17 protein-coding genes are annotated in these 17,283 nt (G+C 60.1%); 10 read left to right on the top strand and 7 right to left on the bottom strand.

What is annotated here, in order from left to right:
* Nucleotides 1-46: 46 nt before the first annotated feature.
* Nucleotides 47-934, top strand: a complete 888-nt coding sequence (locus F475_RS00870; protein ID WP_111452962.1) for a formate/nitrite transporter family protein — start codon at nucleotides 47-49, stop codon at nucleotides 932-934.
* A 6-nt stretch (nucleotides 935-940) separates the two neighbouring features.
* On the opposite strand, the gene F475_RS00865 is transcribed toward F475_RS00870, so the two are convergent.
* Nucleotides 941-2,110 (bottom strand): MFS transporter, encoded by a 1,170-nt coding sequence (locus tag F475_RS00865; RefSeq protein ID WP_111452961.1) that lies wholly within the window; start codon nucleotides 2,108-2,110, stop codon nucleotides 941-943.
* A gap of 210 nt (nucleotides 2,111-2,320) precedes the next feature.
* Here F475_RS00865 and F475_RS00860 point away from each other — a divergent pair, with 210 nt between their 5' ends.
* Together F475_RS00860 and F475_RS00855 are read left to right on the top strand one after the other, a co-directional pair.
* Nucleotides 2,321-3,154 carry an EamA family transporter gene (locus F475_RS00860; RefSeq protein ID WP_111452960.1) on the top strand — a complete coding sequence of 278 codons (834 nt, stop codon included), beginning with the start codon at nucleotides 2,321-2,323 and terminating at the stop codon, nucleotides 3,152-3,154.
* Between the two features lie 50 nt (nucleotides 3,155-3,204).
* Nucleotides 3,205-3,591, top strand: coding sequence for an MAPEG family protein (locus tag F475_RS00855; protein WP_111452959.1), 387 nt, complete (start codon nucleotides 3,205-3,207; stop codon nucleotides 3,589-3,591).
* 116 nt (nucleotides 3,592-3,707) lie between these two features.
* Here the strand turns inward: F475_RS00855 and F475_RS00850 are convergent, their stop codons facing one another.
* Nucleotides 3,708-4,880, bottom strand: coding sequence for a murein transglycosylase A (locus F475_RS00850; RefSeq protein ID WP_111452958.1), 1,173 nt, complete (start codon nucleotides 4,878-4,880; stop codon nucleotides 3,708-3,710).
* A 128-nt stretch (nucleotides 4,881-5,008) separates the two neighbouring features.
* On the opposite strand from F475_RS00850, the gene F475_RS00845 reads away from it, so the two are divergent.
* Nucleotides 5,009-5,458: a cytochrome c gene (locus F475_RS00845; RefSeq protein WP_111452957.1), complete on the top strand. Its 450-nt coding sequence runs from the start codon at nucleotides 5,009-5,011 to the stop codon at nucleotides 5,456-5,458.
* Nucleotides 5,459-5,478: 20 nt separating this feature from the next.
* Here the strand turns inward: F475_RS00845 and F475_RS00840 are convergent, their stop codons facing one another.
* From F475_RS00840 to F475_RS00825, 4 genes are all read right to left on the bottom strand, one after another.
* A complete protein-coding gene (locus F475_RS00840; RefSeq protein WP_018928748.1) occupies nucleotides 5,479-5,874 on the bottom strand; it encodes a DUF1090 domain-containing protein in 396 nt (131 codons plus the stop codon).
* Between the two features lie 91 nt (nucleotides 5,875-5,965).
* Nucleotides 5,966-7,645, bottom strand: a complete 1,680-nt coding sequence (gene ligB / locus F475_RS00835) for an NAD-dependent DNA ligase LigB (RefSeq protein ID WP_018928749.1) — start codon at nucleotides 7,643-7,645, stop codon at nucleotides 5,966-5,968.
* 157 nt (nucleotides 7,646-7,802) lie between these two features.
* The gene (gene metK / locus F475_RS00830; protein ID WP_007937912.1) at nucleotides 7,803-8,993 is read right to left on the bottom strand and encodes a methionine adenosyltransferase; all 1,191 of its coding nucleotides are present in this window, start codon (nucleotides 8,991-8,993) and stop codon (nucleotides 7,803-7,805) included.
* Nucleotides 8,994-9,011: 18 nt separating this feature from the next.
* A complete protein-coding gene (locus tag F475_RS00825; RefSeq protein WP_111452956.1) occupies nucleotides 9,012-10,007 on the bottom strand; it encodes a metalloregulator ArsR/SmtB family transcription factor in 996 nt (331 codons plus the stop codon).
* Nucleotides 10,008-10,280: 273 nt separating this feature from the next.
* Between F475_RS00825 and tkt the strand changes: the two genes are divergently transcribed.
* The 6 genes from tkt to fba all read left to right on the top strand — a co-directional run bounded on the left by tkt (nucleotide 10,281) and on the right by fba (nucleotide 16,696).
* Nucleotides 10,281-12,278 (top strand): transketolase, encoded by a 1,998-nt coding sequence (gene tkt / locus F475_RS00820; RefSeq protein WP_111452955.1) that lies wholly within the window; start codon nucleotides 10,281-10,283, stop codon nucleotides 12,276-12,278.
* A gap of 163 nt (nucleotides 12,279-12,441) precedes the next feature.
* Nucleotides 12,442-13,509, top strand: coding sequence for an erythrose-4-phosphate dehydrogenase (gene epd, locus F475_RS00815; RefSeq protein WP_111452954.1), 1,068 nt, complete (start codon nucleotides 12,442-12,444; stop codon nucleotides 13,507-13,509).
* Nucleotides 13,510-13,526: 17 nt separating this feature from the next.
* Nucleotides 13,527-14,690: a phosphoglycerate kinase gene (locus F475_RS00810; protein WP_007937921.1), complete on the top strand. Its 1,164-nt coding sequence runs from the start codon at nucleotides 13,527-13,529 to the stop codon at nucleotides 14,688-14,690.
* Nucleotides 14,691-14,724: 34 nt separating this feature from the next.
* On the top strand, nucleotides 14,725-14,946 hold the full coding sequence (locus F475_RS00805) for a hypothetical protein (RefSeq protein ID WP_064620894.1): 222 nt from the start codon (nucleotides 14,725-14,727) through the stop codon (nucleotides 14,944-14,946).
* Nucleotides 14,947-15,003: 57 nt separating this feature from the next.
* Nucleotides 15,004-15,336, top strand: coding sequence for an MliC family protein (locus F475_RS00800; protein ID WP_111452953.1), 333 nt, complete (start codon nucleotides 15,004-15,006; stop codon nucleotides 15,334-15,336).
* 295 nt (nucleotides 15,337-15,631) lie between these two features.
* Nucleotides 15,632-16,696: a class II fructose-bisphosphate aldolase gene (gene fba / locus F475_RS00795; RefSeq protein ID WP_064620888.1), complete on the top strand. Its 1,065-nt coding sequence runs from the start codon at nucleotides 15,632-15,634 to the stop codon at nucleotides 16,694-16,696.
* 96 nt (nucleotides 16,697-16,792) lie between these two features.
* Here the strand turns inward: fba and F475_RS00790 are convergent, their stop codons facing one another.
* Nucleotides 16,793-17,155 carry a DUF6124 family protein gene (locus F475_RS00790; protein WP_111452952.1) on the bottom strand — a complete coding sequence of 121 codons (363 nt, stop codon included), beginning with the start codon at nucleotides 17,153-17,155 and terminating at the stop codon, nucleotides 16,793-16,795.
* Between the last annotated feature and the right edge of the window lie 128 nt (nucleotides 17,156-17,283).

Here is a 17,283-nt window from a genome sequence, read left to right as displayed (position 1 = left end):
GAACCCTGCGTGTCGTACCTAGACACGCAGCCGGTTCAGGAAATCTATGGACACGCCCAAAGACGGCAAGACCCCGGACCTCTCGGCACAGGAACAGCGCGAGGTCGATAAAAACCAGCCCCCGCGCGCGGCGGTGCTGCACGAAATCATTCGCACCCAAGGCGATCAGGAGCTCGAGCGTAGCGTTGCGGCGCTGTGGTGGTCGGCCTTGGCTGCCGGCCTGACCATGGGCCTGTCGCTGATGGGCATGGGATTGCTCAACTCGCGCCTGCCGGACGGCGAAGGCTACAAGGTGATCGCCAGCTTCGGTTATTGCGCCGGTTTTCTCGCGGTGATTCTCGCCCGTCAGCAACTCTTCACCGAAAACACCCTGACCGCCGTGCTGCCGATCATGAGCAAGCCAACGCTGGGTAATGTCGGTCGGTTGCTGCGGCTGTGGACGGTGGTGCTGGTGGGCAACCTCTGCGGCACCTTGCTGGTGGCGTATGTGATGCTGCACCTGCCGATTTTCGACAGCAAGACCGATCTGGCCTTCCTTGAGATCGGGCGCAAGGTCATGGAGAACGATGCCAGCAAGATGCTCGCCAAAGGCATCATCTCCGGCTGGATGATCGCCACCATGGTCTGGATGATCCCGTCCATGGAAAGCGCCAAGATGTGGATCATCATCCTCATCACCTATTTCATGGCGCTGGGCGACTTCACCCACATCGTGGTCGGATCGGTCGAGGTTTCTTACCTGGTGTTTGCCGGCGAGTTGCCGTGGAAGGATTTCTGGTGGGTGTTCGCAGGTCCCACGCTGGTGGGGAACATTATTGGCGGCAGTTTTATCTTCGCGCTGATCAGTCACGCGCAGATTCGCAGTGAAAGCGGGCCGCCGAAGACCTCTGCGAAGCGGGCTCAGGAATCCGAACCGCAGAAGATCAAAAAATGATCAATGTCAGCCAGAGACGTTGATTGCGGCAGCACTGCGACGTTGCAGGTAGATGAAGAACAGCGCCGTCAGCAGCGTGAATACGCTGACCAGTGCGCCGGTCCACGGCAAGTCCGCCAGGTCCGTGCCACTGGCCACCACCAGCCCGCCAATCCACGCCCCGGCGGCGTTGCCGAGATTGAATGCGCTTTGATTCAACGTCGACCCGAGGTTTGGCGCCTCATGGGCCTGATCGATAATCAGCAATTGCAGGATCGGGCACAGCGCGAAGGCGAAGATGCCCCACAACACCAGCGTGATCGCCGCCGGTATCACTGAATGGCTGGTTTGGCTGAAGGCGGCCAGCACGATGGCCACGGCCAATGTCATCCCCACCAGCGAAGGCAGCAAACGACTGTCCGCCAATCGGCCGCCGAGCATGCTGCCCCCGGTCAAGCCGACCCCGAACAACAGCAACATGATGGTTACGCCATGCGGACTGACGCCGGTGATGTCCTGCAGGATCGGCGCAATGTAAGTGAACACGCTGAACAGGCTGGTGGACGCCAGCACGCTCATGCCCAGCGCCAGCAGCACATTGACCTTGCCCAGCACTTTGAATTCGCTGGCCAGGTTGGCTTTGTCCATGGGGATTTCCTTGGGCAGCCAGACCCACTGCGCAATGGCCGCAATCACGCCAATCACCGACACTGCCCAGAAGGTCGAGCGCCAGCCGGCGTATTGCCCCAGCGCAGTGCCCAATGGCACGCCCAGTACGTTGGCCAAGGTCAGGCCGGTGAACATCATGGCAATCGCCTGGGCTCGTTTGTTCGGTGCCACCAGACTGGCAGCGACCACTGAGCCGATGCCGAAAAACGCGCCATGGCACAGCGCGGTGATCACTCGTGCGGCCATCAATGTGGTGTAGTTCGGCGCCAGGGCGCAGAGGATGTTGCCGAGAATGAACATCAGCGTCATGCCCAGCAGTGTCGCTTTACGCGGCATGTTGGCGGTGCCGACCGCGAGAATCGGCGCACCGAACACCACGCCAAGGGCGTAACCAGTGATGAGCAGGCCGGCGTGAGGAATGCTCACGGCGAGATCGCGGGCGACATCGGGCAGCAAGCCCATGATGACGAACTCAGTGGTGCCGATGCCGAAAGCGGCAACGGCCAGTGCAAGCAAGGCGAGTGGCATGCGCAAGGTCTCTGTCGGTAGTCTTGACGCTTTGATCAGGCATACGCAGGCCGACGACCGTTCTCGATGAGAGCGGGCAGAGGCAGGAATTATTGGAATTAGTCTGTGCGCAACTGAGTGCGGCGTGGTCGCTTGCAGTATAAACAGCTGCGGACATATGGCGAATCAAATCTCTGTCCCGCGATGTAGGGGCAATACAAGGAGTGTGCCGTGCTTGCGACGATTCTGGTGTTGGTGGCGGCGCTGTTGCACGCGGCGTGGAATACCCTGATCAAGTTCAGCGCGGAGCGGCTGTTGGTGGTGGCCTGCATGGACAGCGTGGCGTTGCTGTTTGTCGCGCTGATGCTGCCCTTCGTGGCGCTGCCGCCACTGGATATGTGGCCGTGGATTCTTGCGTCGGCGGCATTCGAGTTGCTCTATCGCTACCTGTTGATCCAGGCCTATCGGGTCGGCGATCTCGGCCTGGTCTATCCGTTGATGCGTGGCCTGTCACCGTTGGTGGTGCTGGCGCTGACGCTGATCTTCGCCGGAGAAGCGCTGACGGCTCAGCAGATCTTCGGGATTTTGCTCATCCCGTTCGGCATGGTGTGCCTGCTCTGGCAGGGTGGTGGCGGGGTGCGCCTGCCGTGGTCGATGCTGCCGGTGGTGGCGCTGATCGGGTTGTGCATCGGTTGCTACACCTTCATCGATGGCCAGGCCTTGCGGCGCTGGTCCCATCCGCTGGATTACCTGGTATGGGTCACCGTGCTCAGTGCCTGGCCGTTCCCATTGCTGGCGCTGGTGCGCAAACGCCCGGCGTTCATGCTGTTCTGGCGTGAGCAGTGGCGGTTGGGGTTGGCGGTCGGGTTCTGCGTATTGTTCAGCTACGCTCTGGTGCTTTGGGCCATGCAGCTCGGATCGATTGCCGAGGCAGCGGCGCTGCGCGAGATCAGCGTGATTCTGGTGGTGCTGTTCGGCATGCGCTACCTCAAAGAACCTTTTGGCAGGCCACGGCTCTTAGCCTGTGGACTGGTATTGATCGGCATGTTGGTGATGAAGTTTTAGTCGCCGCTGATGGAATTCGATTCTCTACAACTTGAAGAAGGGACTGCGTTATGACGGTTGCTCTGTGGTGCATTTTGATTGCGATCTGCTTGCCTTATCTGTGCACAGGCGTCGCCAAGTTCAGCAATGGCAAGTTCGGGCTGAAACAGAGTCACGACCCAAGGGCGTTTCTGGATTCGCTCGAAGGCGTGGCCAGGCGTGCGCATTCGGCGCAGTTGAACAGCTTCGAAATGACCCCGGCGTTTGCCGCGGCGGTGATCGTGGCGCATCTGGCCGGCAATGCCGAACTGGTGACGATCAATGTGCTGTCGGTGCTGTTCATCACCAGTCGGCTGCTGTACATCATTTGCTATCTGGCGGACTGGGCGATTCTGCGGTCGCTGGTGTGGGCCATTGGCATGGGGCTGATTGTCAGTTTCTTTGTGGTGTCTGTTTAACAGCAAGATCAAAGGATCGCAGGCTGCGCCATTCCCTGCAGGGATCGATGTTCATTCGCGATATTGCGACGAACGCTCTCGATGTTGAAGCTGGCGCAGCCTGCGATCTTTTGCTTCTAAAGTTTGTCAGCCACCTGCGGCACCTGAGGCAACGCCGCCCCTTTAGGCCAGAGCATCCAGATCTGCCCCTGCTGTTTCATGTCGCCGGCCAATTGCCCGGCCGCCTCGCCCGTGCCCCAGAACAGGTCCGCGCGGACCTCGCCGGCAATCGCGCCGCCGGTATCTTGAGCGGCCACCGGACGCACCAGTGCGCTGCCGTCCGGTCGCGTCGTCGATAACCACAACAGGCTACCGAGCGGAATCACCTTGCGATCCACTGCCGCGCTATAACCTGCGGTCAATGGCACATTCAGCGAACCGCGCGGCCCTTCGTTGCTGTCCGGGTTGCGATTGAAGAACACGTAGCTGGGGTTGCTGCCGAGCAGTTCGGGAATGCGCGTCGGATTGGCCTTGGCCCAGTTATCGATGGCGCTCATGGTTACCTCTTCTTTCTTCAGCTCGCCCTGATCCACCAGCCAGCGGCCGATAGGTCGATAGGGGTGGCCGTTCTGGTCGGCATAACCAATGCGCAATTGACGGCCATCATCGAGCTGGATGCGCCCCGAACCCTGGATTTGCAGGAACTGCAGGTTCATCGGGTCGGTCAGCCAGGCAATCACTGGCGCCTTCACGCCTTTGGTTTCAATGGTTGCCGCATCGTCATAAGGCTTGAGCACGCGACCTTCGAGTCGTCCGCGCAGGCGTTTGCCTTTGAGTTCCGGGTAAATGCTGTCCAGCGAGACGATGATCATGTCCTCGGGCACGCCGTACACCGGGATGTTCGCTTGCTTGGTCTGGGTCAGGCTGCCGGGATACACCGGTTCGTAGTAACCGGTGATCAGGCCGTTGGGGTTGTCATTGGCGGCGCGCAAGCCGTAAACATCGAGGTTTTGCTTGAGGAAGCCGCGGATTTCGCTGGCGGTTGGCTGAACATTGGCGGAAGCGGCGCAGGTGCCACCCCAGACCGGGTCGGCCTTGAGTCGGCTGCAGGCGCTGCGCCACGAGCCAAAACCGGTGACGAGGTCATTGTCGGACACCGCTGGAAGGGCTTCCCAGGTAGCGCTGGAGTAGGTCGCCAGTGCGTGGGTTTTCGGTTTGCTACTGTCGCCACCGGTGCAGCCAGCAAGTATGGCCACCATCGGAAGGGTCCAGGCCAGGTTGTGACGCCACGCCTTGAAACGGCTGTTCATGGAGTAATTCCTTTGCCGGTTGCCTGAGTGCTCCATGCGCTCAAACAACCCGTATTGATAATAGGGCTATTGGTCTTTGCCGGTGACGCGAGGATACTGGCTGCCGTTTCCAGTGATCTGAAGCCACCATGACTCTTAAAAGACTCTCTGTTGTATTGCTGGCCTGCCTGACCTTGTCCGCCTGCGGCGGTGTCGACCCGAACTCGCCTCTGGGCCAGCGCAAGGCGATCTTCAAGCAAATGCTCAAGACCGGCGAAGACCTGGGTGGCATGTTGCGTGGGCGTATTCCGTTCGATGGCCTGAAATTCGCCGACGGTGCCGTGAAGCTCGATGCGTTGTCCCATGAGCCGTGGAAACATTTCCCGCAGGTGCGCGAAGAAGATCACACCAGCGCCAAGGACGATGTCTGGCAGAAGCAGGCACGCTTCCAGGAAATGGCTCGCACCCTTGAAGGCGCCACCGGTGAACTGGTGATCGCCAGCCAGGTTCAACCCTACAAGGCCAGCAATCTGGGGCCGGCAGTACAGAAAGTCGAAGACGCCTGTAGTGCCTGCCATAAAGAGTTTCGGGATCATTGAGGCGGCGTGTTCAAACCGGATTACTTATCCAGCTCGTCGAGCGCGTCCTGTAAATCCTTGCGCGATTGAGCCAGTTTGTCTTTGCGCTTGTTGATCTTCTCGGCGTCGCCTTTTTTCATCGCCTTGTCGAGGTCGGCCTGACGCCGGCTGACTTCGTGCTTGGCGTCGAGCACCTTGTTTTCCCGTTCCTTCTTCAAGGAAGCGTCGGTGCAATGGGCGGTGACCTCGCTCAGGGCGGTTTCCAGGCCAGCCTGTTGATCGGCGTTGCCGTGAGACTTGGCCAGTTCAATCTGGTTGATGATGCCTTGTTTTTTTGCGGCGCAGCCGGTCAGGCCCGGGGCGTCTTCGTCGGCCATTAATGGAGCGGCCATCACGCTGCACAGGGTCAACAAGGCGAGCGGTGAAAGAAGTTTCATAAAGGCTCCAGGTGAAAAAATCGATGTAGCGATGGGCTGTTTGAGCGCATCGGTACCTATGGGTTCCCAGGCTGACGGGCGTCGCCGGCTGCTAAAAACCGTCAATCCCGGCAACACGTAATGTCTCGCTCAAGGCCAGGACCTGCGGGTCGCGGAAAAATGCGCTCAGTTGCGCCGCGCGTCCCGGGCCGATGCCGGTTTCGGCCTGCCATTGTTCGGTGTTTCGTTGCGCCAGCACCTGCCATGAATCGGCGAGCTGTGCCTGGCCGGTCGGCGGCAAGCCCAGGGCTTTGAGCCAGCGAGCGAACGGTCGTTGCCGGGCGCTGTTGAAACTGTTCAAAAGACGAGCACTGCTGCGTTCGCCGAAGCCGTCAATGTTAGCAAGCTCTTGCTCATCGAGGGTCAACCAATCGAGCAGGTTGTCGAGACGTTCGGCCTTGAGCAGTTTCTCCCAGGTGCCCGGCCCGACATGCGGCAAGGCTAGCCCCTGTTTGCCGCTGAGCCAGGCCAGCCGTGCGAGAAACTGGCTTTCGCATCCGGGTGTCGGCTGCCAGCAACTCAACGGATGAAAATCTGCTGCTAGCGGTGCGTTCAATTCAGGACGTTCGGTGCTGCGCAATACCACACCGTCGAGCCTGGGGATGGTCAGCCCGGCCAGGCTGATGGCGACCTGATCGCCGGGACGAATGTCCAGCGCTTCCCAGCGCTGCAGGGAGCTGACGCTGACACGCTTGATCTGCCGGTCATCGAGCATCACCGGTGCCAGATCCAGCACCGGTGTGATCCGGCCGGTCCGTCCAATCTTGAAGTGGACCTTGCGCACCTCGGCCAACGCCTGGGCGAAGGGGTACTTCCAGGCGACACTCCAGAAAGGCGTTTTCGCCTGCCAGCGCTCGGCGGGTGGGCGCTGGTTCTGTCGTAAAACGACGCCGTCGCTGGCAAAGGGCAGGGGCGAGCGATACCAGTAATCGCGCCAGCGTTCGGCATCGGCGAATGCCTCGATCGGCTGGCTGTAGGGCGCGGTGCTCGGGAATCCCAGCTCATCCAGAGCCGCCACGCGGGCGGGCAGGCTTTTCGGGCCTTGTGGCCAGTCCCAGACGAACACGCCGATACCGGCGGCTTGCTCGGGGTTCAGCGTCTTGCGTGCCATTAACCCGGCCACCGTGGCGCGGGCATTGAGGCTGCCGGCCTCGGCTTGCACGTGTTCGGTCAGGCGCCAATAGAGTTCGCCTTGCAACAGCAGGTCGAGCGGTTGTGGAAGTTTTTGAGGGATGGCGGCGATCTGGCGCGCTGAGGCAGTCCAGTCGTGGCCGGTTATCCCGTCACCACGACTGATCGCCTGGTGCAGCCAGCCGTTGCGATAGATCAACGTCACAGCCACACCGTCGACCTTGGGTTGAATCCAGACCTCATCCCGATTTTTCAGCCAGGCTTCGACGGCGCGCCCATCGCGCAGTTTTTCCAGGCCGGTGTGGGCGATGGGGTGAGCAATCGTGCCACCGGCAGTGCGCAACGGTTCGGCTGAAGGGCCTGAGTCAAAACACTCGCGCCATTCGCTTAGTCGTATGCGGGATTGATCATAGAGTTCATCGGCGACCAAAGAGCGTCCTTCGCGATGATAGCTGTCGTCCCAGAGGTCGATTCGCTTTTGCAGTGCGTTGATTTCGTCCAGAGCGCGGGCCGGCGGCCAATCGGGGCAGTCGGCGGCATTGGCGGTCAGGCAGGTGAGGGTCAGCAGGAAACCGAAAAACAGGCGCAGGTTGGGCAGCATCGAGAGCGTCCTTGCTCGTTGGGATGCTTTCAAGGCTAGTCAGGTTTCGAGTGTGGAGTGCAGAGGTGTAATTCTGCGTGTTTCGAGGTGGGATCTTCTTCATGAAAAAGCCCCGCACGGCGAACCGTGCGGGGCTTTTTGCACAACCGGAGAAGTCTTACAGGCCGGCAGCAGAACGCAGAGCGTCGGCGCGGTCGGTTTTTTCCCAGGTGAACGTGGTGAACGTATCGTCGCCCACGGTTTTGGTTTCCGGGGTGCGACCGAAGTGGCCGTACGCAGCGGTGTCCTGGTACATCGGGTGCAGCAGGTCGAGCATGGTGGTGATCGCGTATGGACGCAGGTCGAACACTTCGCGGACCAGTTTGACGATCTTGTCGTCGCTGATCTTGCCGGTGCCGAAGGTGTTCAACGAAATCGAAGTCGGTTGAGCGACGCCGATTGCGTAGGAAACCTGAATCTCGCAACGCTCGGCCAGGCCGGCAGCCACGATGTTCTTGGCCACATAACGACCGGCGTAGGCCGCCGAACGGTCAACCTTCGATGGATCTTTACCGGAGAACGCGCCGCCGCCGTGACGGGCCATGCCGCCGTAGCTGTCAACGATGATCTTGCGACCGGTCAGGCCGCAGTCGCCCACCGGGCCACCGATGATGAACTGGCCAGTCGGGTTGATGTGGAACTGGGTGTCCTTGGACAGCAGTTCGGCAGGCAGCACGTGCTTGACGATCAGTTCCATCACGCCTTCGCGCAGGTCTTTGTAGGACACTTCCGGGTTGTGCTGGGTCGACAGTACAACGGCGTCGATACCGACAACCTTGCCGTTTTCGTAGCGGCAGGTCACTTGCGACTTGGCGTCTGGACGCAGCCAAGGCAGCAGGCCGGACTTGCGGGCTTCGGCCTGGCGCTGAACCAGTTGGTGCGAGAAGGTGATCGGTGCTGGCATCAGCACGTCGGTTTCGTTGCTGGCGTAGCCGAACATCAGGCCCTGGTCGCCGGCGCCCTGGTCTTCAGGCTTGGCACGATCAACACCCTGGTTGATGTCGGGGGACTGCTTGCCGATGATGTTCATCACACCGCAGGTCGCGCCGTCGAAACCGACATTGGAGCTGTTGTAGCCGATGTCGAGAATCACGTTACGGACGATGTCTTCCAGATCGACCCAGGCCGACGTGGTGACTTCACCTGCGATGATTGCCACGCCGGTTTTCACCAGAGTCTCGCACGCCACGCGGGCGAACTTGTCTTCAGCAATGATGGCGTCCAGCACCGCATCGGAAATCTGGTCGGCGATTTTGTCCGGATGCCCTTCAGACACGGACTCGGAGGTGAAGAGGGAGTATTCGCTCATCTCGATTTTTTCCTGAATTTACCGATGGTGAGTGTCGCCAGCCGGTCGCTGAAAATGGCGGACCTGTATCTGGAAACCATTACGTAAGCCTACATAGAGGCTTTCCCCGGGAACGAGTCCCGCAGCGGTGGCCCAACGGGCCAGATCGTCCTGTTCAAACCCCAACCAGAGATCACCGCAGGCCTCCCTGGCCCAACTCTGGTTGTGGCTACATAACTCTGTCACTAACAGGCTACCGCCTGGTTGCAGCAAACCGGCCATGTGCTTGAGCGCTTCGGCCGGCGCGGCAAAATGGTGCAGCACCATGTTCAATACAACGCAGTCGGCCTGAAGGTTTACACCGTTCAATGCATCGGCCAATTGCAGGCTGACGTTAGCCAGCGTTTCACGTTCGCAGACCTGGCGGGCCAGTTCGAGCATCGCCGGGCTGTTGTCCAGCGCCGTGACCTGAGTGAAGCGACGCGCCAGCTCCGGCAGAAATGCGCCATCGCCGGGGCCTACTTCGATGGCCGTGGCGCCGGGGCCGAAACTCAGCTTGTCGAGCAGGGCCACCACGCTTTCGCGGTATTGCGGCAGGCCGGCGATCAAGTCTTGCTGGGCGCGAAACTTCTCCGCGACCCGTGAGAAAAAGTCCTGGCTGGCCGCCTCGCGTTGCCCGTGGACCTGAGCGATCCGCGCCTGGACGTCAGTCGGCAGGGTCAGGTTGTCCACTTCTTCGAGCAGCGCGGCATGCAGCTTGCCGCCCAACAGGTCGGTGTGGGGCAGGGCGCGACGGTAGAAAATCGCATTGCCTTCACGGCGGGTCGCCACCAGGTCGGCCTGGGCCAATACCTTGAGGTGATGACTCATGCCGGACTGACCGATGCCGAAGATCTGCGCCAGTTCCAGTACGCCGAACGAATCGTTGGCCAGCGCGCGCAATACATTCAGCCGCAGAGGATCGCCGCCGGCCTTGCACAGGGCCGCCAGCTCATCGCAATCGTCATGTTGAATGGAAGGCACGCGCAGATTCATAAGGCCAGCAGTCTAGTGACGGTCAGAAAACACCGCAAGAGCAATATCAAAAAGTTTTGATATTGGTCGATAGATGGCACTTCTTAACGTTAGATTCAGTCCACAAACCAACAGCGGAAAGGTTTCATCAGTCGAATACGCCGTTATCCATTGGAAAAACGCCTTCGGATGACTATCTCTCATTGCCCCGAGGCGGGTCGGTGAGGGAAAATGCTCGCCTTTTTTCCGTTTCGTTTTATTCACTCTCGATTCAATATCCGCAGGAGATCAGCGATGCCCAGCCGTCGTGAGCGCGCCAACGCCATTCGTGCCCTCAGCATGGATGCCGTGCAAAAAGCCAACAGCGGCCATCCCGGTGCCCCTATGGGTATGGCGGATATCGCCGAAGTACTTTGGCGTGACTACCTGAAGCACAACCCGAGCAATCCATCGTTCGCCGACCGTGACCGCTTCGTGCTGTCCAACGGTCACGGCTCGATGTTGATCTACTCGCTGCTGCACCTGACCGGCTACGACCTGTCGATCGATGACCTGAAAAACTTCCGCCAGCTGCACAGCCGTACCCCGGGTCACCCGGAATATGGCTACACCCCGGGCGTTGAAACCACCACCGGTCCACTGGGCCAAGGCCTGGCCAACGCGGTCGGTTTCGCCCTGGCGGAAAAAGTCCTGGCGGCGCAGTTCAACCGTCCTGGCCATAATGTCGTCGATCACCACACCTACGTATTCCTGGGTGATGGCTGCATGATGGAAGGCATTTCCCACGAAGTCAGTTCCCTGGCCGGTACGCTGGGCCTGGGCAAACTGATCGCCTTCTACGATGACAATGGCATCTCCATCGACGGTGAAGTCGAAGGCTGGTTCACCGACGACACGCCGAAGCGTTTCGAATCCTACAACTGGCAAGTGATCCGCAATGTCGACGGTCACGATCCGGAAGAAATCAAGATCGCGATCGAAACTGCGCGCAAAAGCGCACAACCGACGCTGATCTGCTGCAAGACCACCATCGGCTTCGGTTCGCCGAACAAGCAAGGCAAGGAAGATTGCCACGGCGCCCCGTTGGGTGACGCGGAAATCGCCCTGACCCGTGAAGCGCTGAAGTGGAACTACGGCCCGTTCGAAATCCCGGCTGATATCTATGCCGAGTGGAACGCCAAGGAAGCCGGTCGCGCTGCCGAAGCCGAGTGGGATCAGCGTTTCGCTGCGTACTCCGCCGCCTTCCCTGAGCTGGCCAACGAACTGGTTCGTCGCCTGAGCGGTGATCTGCCGACCGATTTCGCCGAGAAGGCCCAGGCCTACATCGCTGAAGTCGCGGCCAAAGGCGAATCCATCGCCAGCCGTAAAGCCAGCCAGAACGCCCTGAACGCCTTCGGCCCGCTGCTGCCTGAACTGCTCGGTGGTTCGGCTGACCTGGCCGGCTCCAACCTGACCCTGTGGAAAGGTTGCAAAGGCGTCACCGCCGAAGACGCCAGCGGCAACTACATGTACTACGGCGTTCGCGAGTTCGGCATGAGCGCGATCATGAACGGCGTGGCCCTGCACGGCGGCCTGGTGCCTTACGGCGCGACCTTCCTGATGTTCATGGAATACGCCCGCAACGCAGTGCGCATGTCGGCGCTGATGAAGAAACGCATCGTCTACGTGTTCACCCACGACTCCATCGGTCTGGGCGAAGACGGCCCGACTCACCAGCCGATCGAGCAACTGGCCAGCCTGCGCTGCACACCGAACCTCGACACCTGGCGTCCGGCCGATGCCGTTGAATCGGCGGTGGCCTGGAAGTTCGCCCTGGAGCGTGACGACGGTCCTTCGGCGCTGATCTTCTCCCGTCAGAACCTGCAGCACCAAACCCGCAATGCGATCCAGATCGAAGAGATCGCCCGTGGCGGTTACGTGTTGAAGGACTGCGCAGGCGAGCCTGAGCTGATCCTGATCGCCACCGGTTCGGAAGTCGGCCTGGCCGTTCAAGCCTTCGACAAACTGACCGAGCAAGGCCGCAAGGTTCGTGTGGTGTCGATGCCATGCACCAGCGTCTTCGAAGCCCAGGACGCCGGCTACAAGCAATCGGTTCTGCCATTGCAGGTCAGCGCGCGTATCGCCATCGAAGCCGCCCACGCGGACTACTGGTACAAGTACGTGGGCCTGGAAGGTCGCGTGATCGGCATGACCACCTACGGCGAGTCGGCGCCTGCGCCGGCCTTGTTCGAAGAGTTCGGCTTCACCCTGGAAAACATCCTGGGTCAGGCTGAAGAGCTGCTGGAAGACTAAGGCACGCCGCGGTGGTTTTATGGCCACCGCGTTCCCTGTGTAGGAGCTGCCGCAGGCTGCGATCTTTTGATCTTAAAAGATCGCAGCCTCGTTTCACTCGACAGCTCCTACAGGGATTTGTGTTGTTAGCAAGAATTCGTCTGCCGCGACTATCGAGAACCCCATGCCTCAACCGCGTCCTTACAAAGTTGCACTCAACGGCTACGGCCGGATTGGTCGTTGTGTCTTGCGTGCGTTGTTTGAGCGAGGCTCGACGGCTGGGTTTGAAATTGTCGCGATCAACGATCTGGCCGATATGGCCAGCATCGAATACCTGACACGCTTCGACTCCACTCACGGGCGGTTTCCCGGTGAAGTGAGGGTTGAGGGCGATTGTCTGCATATTAACGGCGACTGCGTGAAGGTCCTGCGCAGTGCCACCCCCGAAGGCATCGATTGGGCGTCGTTGGGCGTCGATCTGGTGCTGGAGTGCTCCGGCGCTTATCACACCCGTCAGGATGGCCAGCGTTTTCTCGACGCCGGTGCGCCACGGGTGCTGTTTTCCCAGCCGATGGCCAGCGAGGCGGATGTCGACGCCACCATCGTCTACGGCGTGAACCAGGATTGCCTGACCGGTGACGAGCTGCTGGTGTCCAACGCGTCCTGCACCACCAACTGCGGCGTGCCGCTGTTGCGCCTGCTGGATCAGGCCATTGGTCTGGAATACGTGTCGATCACCACCATCCACTCGGCGATGAACGATCAGCCGGTGATCGACGCCTATCACCACGAAGACCTGCGCCGCACCCGTTCGGCGTTCCAGTCGGTGATTCCGGTGTCCACTGGTCTGGCGCGAGGCATTGAACGCTTGCTGCCGGAACTTGCCGGGCGAATTCAGGCCAAAGCCGTGCGGGTGCCGACGGTTAACGTGTCCTGCCTCGATATTACGATGCAGACCGTAAGCGATACCGACGCCACCGAGGTCAACCGGATTCTGCGCGAGGCCGCCACCCATGGCCCGCTCAAAGGCCTTCTGGCCTACACCGAGTTGCCTCACGCCAGTTGTGATTTCAATCATGACCCCCATTCGGCCATTGTCGATGCCAGTCAGACCCGCGTTTCCGGCCCACGGCTGGTGAACATCCTGGCCTGGTTCGACAACGAATGGGGTTTTGCCAATCGAATGCTGGACGTTGCAGAGCACTATTTGCAAGCCGCTACTACTCCACAATCTGTCTTTCAAAAACAGTAACCCAGGAATTGCGACCCATGACCGTGTTGAAGATGACCGACCTCGATCTGCAAGGTAAGCGCGTACTGATCCGCGAAGACCTCAACGTCCCAGTCAAGGACGGTGTTGTCACCAGCGATGCGCGTATCCTGGCTTCGCTGCCGACCATCAAGCTGGCCCTGGAAAAAGGCGCGGCAGTGATGGTCTGCTCGCACCTTGGCCGTCCGACCGAAGGCGAGTTCTCGGCCGAGAACAGCCTCAAGCCAGTGGCTGACTACCTGAGCAAGGCCCTGGGCCGTGAAGTGCCGCTGGTGTCCGATTACCTGGGCGGCGTCGACGTGAAAGCCGGCGATATCGTGTTGTTCGAAAACGTGCGCTTCAACAAGGGCGAGAAAAAGAACGCCGACGAACTGGCCAAACAATACGCCGCTCTGTGCGACGTGTTCGTAATGGACGCTTTCGGCACCGCTCACCGTGCCGAGGGCTCGACCCATGGCGTGGCCAAATTCGCCAAAGTCGCCGCTGCTGGCCCGTTGCTCGCCGCCGAACTGGACGCACTGGGCAAGGCCCTGGGCTCCCCGGCCCAGCCAATGGCCGCCATTGTTGCCGGCTCCAAAGTGTCGACCAAACTCGACGTGCTCAACAGCCTGAGCCAGATCTGCAACCAGCTGATCGTTGGTGGCGGCATCGCCAACACCTTCCTGGCCGCTGCCGGTCACCCGGTTGGCAAATCGCTGTACGAGCCGGACCTGCTGGACACTGCCCGTGAAATCGCGGCGAAAGTCAGCGTGCCATTGCCGGTGGACGTGGTGGTCGCCAAGGAGTTCGCTGAAAGCGCGACCGCGACTGTCAAGCTGATCGCCGACGTGGCTGCAGACGACATGATCCTGGACATCGGCCCACAGACCGCGGCGAATTTCGCCGAGCTGCTGAAGTCGTCCAAGACCATCCTGTGGAACGGCCCGGTGGGCGTGTTCGAATTCGACCAGTTCGGTAATGGCACCAAAGTGCTGGCCCAAGCCATCGCGGAAAGCTCGGCGTTCTCCATCGCTGGCGGCGGTGACACCCTGGCGGCCATCGATAAATATGGCGTTGCCGAGCAAATCTCCTACATTTCTACCGGCGGCGGCGCGTTCCTCGAATTCGTCGAAGGCAAAGTGCTGCCGGCCGTTGAAGTCCTGGAAAGCCGGGCCAAGGCCTGAGGCCGCTCATTTGACCAGGCAAAGGAGTGTTCAGATGGTCAGGACATTAATGCTGTTGATCGCCGCGGGTATGCTGGCGGCTTGCGGGAGTAACCCGAAAGCCACGCCGGAGCCCGCGCCATCCGCGTCGGATAAAGGCTGCTACCAGGCTGACTGGCAAGCGGAAACCAACCCGGTGATCAACAAGCGGTCCGGGCCCGATGGCCTGGACAAATACGAGACACAGACCCCGACCAAGGAACATGGCTGCCCTTGACGGGTCTGACTCTTTAACTCAGGGCTGGCGGCGTGTGCTGTCAGTCGAGGAACACGGATGAAACGCTTTATTGCCGTTGCGGCAGTGGCATTGCTGGCAGGTTGTTCGAATTTCGACCTGTTCAAGCCTGCCGAATCAACGGACAACTGGACCACCTGGACCTGCGACAGCCAGGCCAAAGTGCTCTGGCGCTACACTGATGTGAGCCGCAAGGCAGTCGATGTTCGTTTGGGCGGCGCCGATCAGGTCTACCGCCTGAAGCTTGAACCGGGCGCCGAAGGCTCGCTGTACAGCAACGACATGCTGGCGTTTCACGTAAAAGGTGAGGAAGGCCTGGTGTACTGGGTCGCCACCAATGATTTGATCGGCCGCGGTTGTAAAGCGCAGTAACAACGCCGATCGCAGGACTATTGTTGTGTCGAGGGAGCTTGCTCCCGCTGGAGCGCGAAGCGGTCCCAAAGCCAGTCGATTTGGTGTTTCAGAAGGACCGAGTCGACGGGTTTACGACTGCTTCGCAGCCGAACGCGAGCAAGCTCGCTCGCCACAGGTTCTTCGTTACGCACAGGTTTTTGTTGTACCGAATTCGTAGCCCGGGCCAACCCCCGATCTGCAATAACTTGAATAGCCGCCGCCGCTACGGCAGGCTGGCACGATTAACGACCCTCAACCGGGAGAGACACACACAATGGCACTTATCAGCATGCGCCAGATGCTGGACCACGCAGCCGAGTTCGGCTATGGCGTTCCAGCCTTCAACGTCAACAACCTTGAGCAGATGCGCGCCATTATGGAAGCCGCTGACAAGACTGACTCCCCGGTGATCGTCCAGGCTTCGGCCGGTGCTCGCAAATACGCAGGCGCCCCGTTCCTGCGTCACCTGATCCTGGCGGCCATCGAAGAGTTCCCGCACATCCCGGTGTGCATGCACCAGGACCACGGCACCAGCCCTGACGTCTGCCAGCGTTCCATTCAACTGGGCTTCAGCTCGGTGATGATGGACGGTTCCCTGGGCGAAGACGGCAAGACCCCGACCGACTACGACTACAACGTTCGCGTTACCCAACAAACCGTGGCCATGGCTCACGCCTGCGGCGTCTCGGTGGAAGGCGAGCTGGGCTGCCTGGGTTCGCTGGAAACCGGCATGGCCGGTGAAGAAGACGGCATCGGCGCCGAAGGCGTTCTGGATCACAGCCAAATGCTGACCGACCCGGAAGAAGCCGCAGACTTCGTCAAGAAGACCCAGGTCGACGCCCTGGCCATCGCCATCGGCACCAGCCACGGGGCCTACAAGTTCACCAAGCCACCTACCGGCGACGTGCTGGCCATCGACCGCATCAAGGAAATCCACAAACGCATCCCGAACACCCACCTGGTGATGCACGGTTCGTCTTCGGTTCCGCAAGAGTGGCTGGCGATCATCAACCAGTACGGCGGCGACATCAAAGAAACCTACGGCGTACCGGTTGAAGAAATCGTCGAAGGCATCAAGCACGGCGTGCGCAAGGTCAACATCGACACCGACCTGCGTTTGGCGTCCACCGGTGCGATGCGTCGCCTGATGGCCACCAACCCGAGCGAGTTCGACCCGCGTAAATTCTTCGGCGCGACTGTTACTGCGATGCGTGACGTGTGTATTGCGCGTTATGAGCAGTTTGGTACTGCCGGTAATGCTTCGAAGATCAAGCCGATTTCGTTGGAAGCGATGTTCCAGCGTTACCTGAAAGGCGAGTTGAACGCTAAGGTTAACTGAGCCTGAGCGTTAAGCTGCGTTGAATAAGAAACCCGCCGAGAGGCGGGTTTTTTCATTGGAAGAAAGTTTGCTCGCCTTGCACCAACCTAGCCGCGATTACTCCTTCAATTCGACATGATCCAACGCTTGATTCACCGCCAATTCACTGAGCATGACCACTTGCGCAATGCCCAATAGGGTCTTGCGATGTGAGGTCTCCAGCAATGCTGCGAAATTGTTGAGCATGAGGGTGGCCGAGCCGAGTGTTTCGCTGGCGTTGGCCAGCAGGGCTTCGGTGTTGTACTTCGGATTGGCGAGGTACATGGGCTCGGGTTCGTGGGTGGTGGCCATGATTTTGGCGGCCGGGTTGAGGTAATGGTCGAGGGCGCGCTCGGCGGCTTCGTGGAATTTCTTTGAATCGGGGGATTCGTAGGGGGATGCCGGGTCTGTGACCGGCGGATGCGGCGTTGATTTAGTCATTTGCTCGAAACCTGATTGGAGTGCCCCTCTCTGGCTACTAATCAAAGTGGAGGCAACTGTACGCAGGTTAGTAGACCGGGGTTTCGAGCAAGCCGGCGCACCCGAAGGTGCCCTGCGCACAGTTACCA

This window comes from Pseudomonas sp. URMO17WK12:I6, assembly GCF_003253625.1.
Lineage (GTDB): Bacteria > Pseudomonadota > Gammaproteobacteria > Pseudomonadales > Pseudomonadaceae > Aquipseudomonas.
Note: the sequence above shows the minus strand (reverse complement) of the source record. Positions and strands in the feature narration are given on the sequence as shown.

Bases quoted from the DNA above. Each gene is read 5' to 3' on its own strand.
- tkt (WP_111452955.1), top strand. From the start codon at position 10,281: ATGCCCAGCCGTCGTGAGCGCGCCAACGCCATTCGTGCCCTCAGCATG.
- F475_RS00810 (WP_007937921.1), top strand. From the start codon at position 13,527: ATGACCGTGTTGAAGATGACCGACCTCGATCTGCAAGGTAAGCGCGTA.
- fba (WP_064620888.1), top strand. From the start codon at position 15,632: ATGGCACTTATCAGCATGCGCCAGATGCTGGACCACGCAGCCGAGTTC.
- F475_RS00865 (WP_111452961.1), bottom strand. From the start codon at position 2,110: ATGCCACTCGCCTTGCTTGCACTGGCCGTTGCCGCTTTCGGCATCGGC.
- ligB (WP_018928749.1), bottom strand. From the start codon at position 7,645: ATGCTGCCCAACCTGCGCCTGTTTTTCGGTTTCCTGCTGACCCTCACC.
- epd (WP_111452954.1), top strand. From the start codon at position 12,442: ATGCCTCAACCGCGTCCTTACAAAGTTGCACTCAACGGCTACGGCCGG.
- F475_RS00805 (WP_064620894.1), top strand. From the start codon at position 14,725: ATGGTCAGGACATTAATGCTGTTGATCGCCGCGGGTATGCTGGCGGCT.
- F475_RS00800 (WP_111452953.1), top strand. From the start codon at position 15,004: ATGAAACGCTTTATTGCCGTTGCGGCAGTGGCATTGCTGGCAGGTTGT.
- F475_RS00845 (WP_111452957.1), top strand. From the start codon at position 5,009: ATGACTCTTAAAAGACTCTCTGTTGTATTGCTGGCCTGCCTGACCTTG.
- F475_RS00855 (WP_111452959.1), top strand. From the start codon at position 3,205: ATGACGGTTGCTCTGTGGTGCATTTTGATTGCGATCTGCTTGCCTTAT.
- F475_RS00850 (WP_111452958.1), bottom strand. From the start codon at position 4,880: ATGAACAGCCGTTTCAAGGCGTGGCGTCACAACCTGGCCTGGACCCTT.
- F475_RS00790 (WP_111452952.1), bottom strand. From the start codon at position 17,155: ATGACTAAATCAACGCCGCATCCGCCGGTCACAGACCCGGCATCCCCC.
- F475_RS00840 (WP_018928748.1), bottom strand. From the start codon at position 5,874: ATGAAACTTCTTTCACCGCTCGCCTTGTTGACCCTGTGCAGCGTGATG.
- F475_RS00825 (WP_111452956.1), bottom strand. From the start codon at position 10,007: ATGAATCTGCGCGTGCCTTCCATTCAACATGACGATTGCGATGAGCTG.
- metK (WP_007937912.1), bottom strand. From the start codon at position 8,993: ATGAGCGAATACTCCCTCTTCACCTCCGAGTCCGTGTCTGAAGGGCAT.
- F475_RS00870 (WP_111452962.1), top strand. From the start codon at position 47: ATGGACACGCCCAAAGACGGCAAGACCCCGGACCTCTCGGCACAGGAA.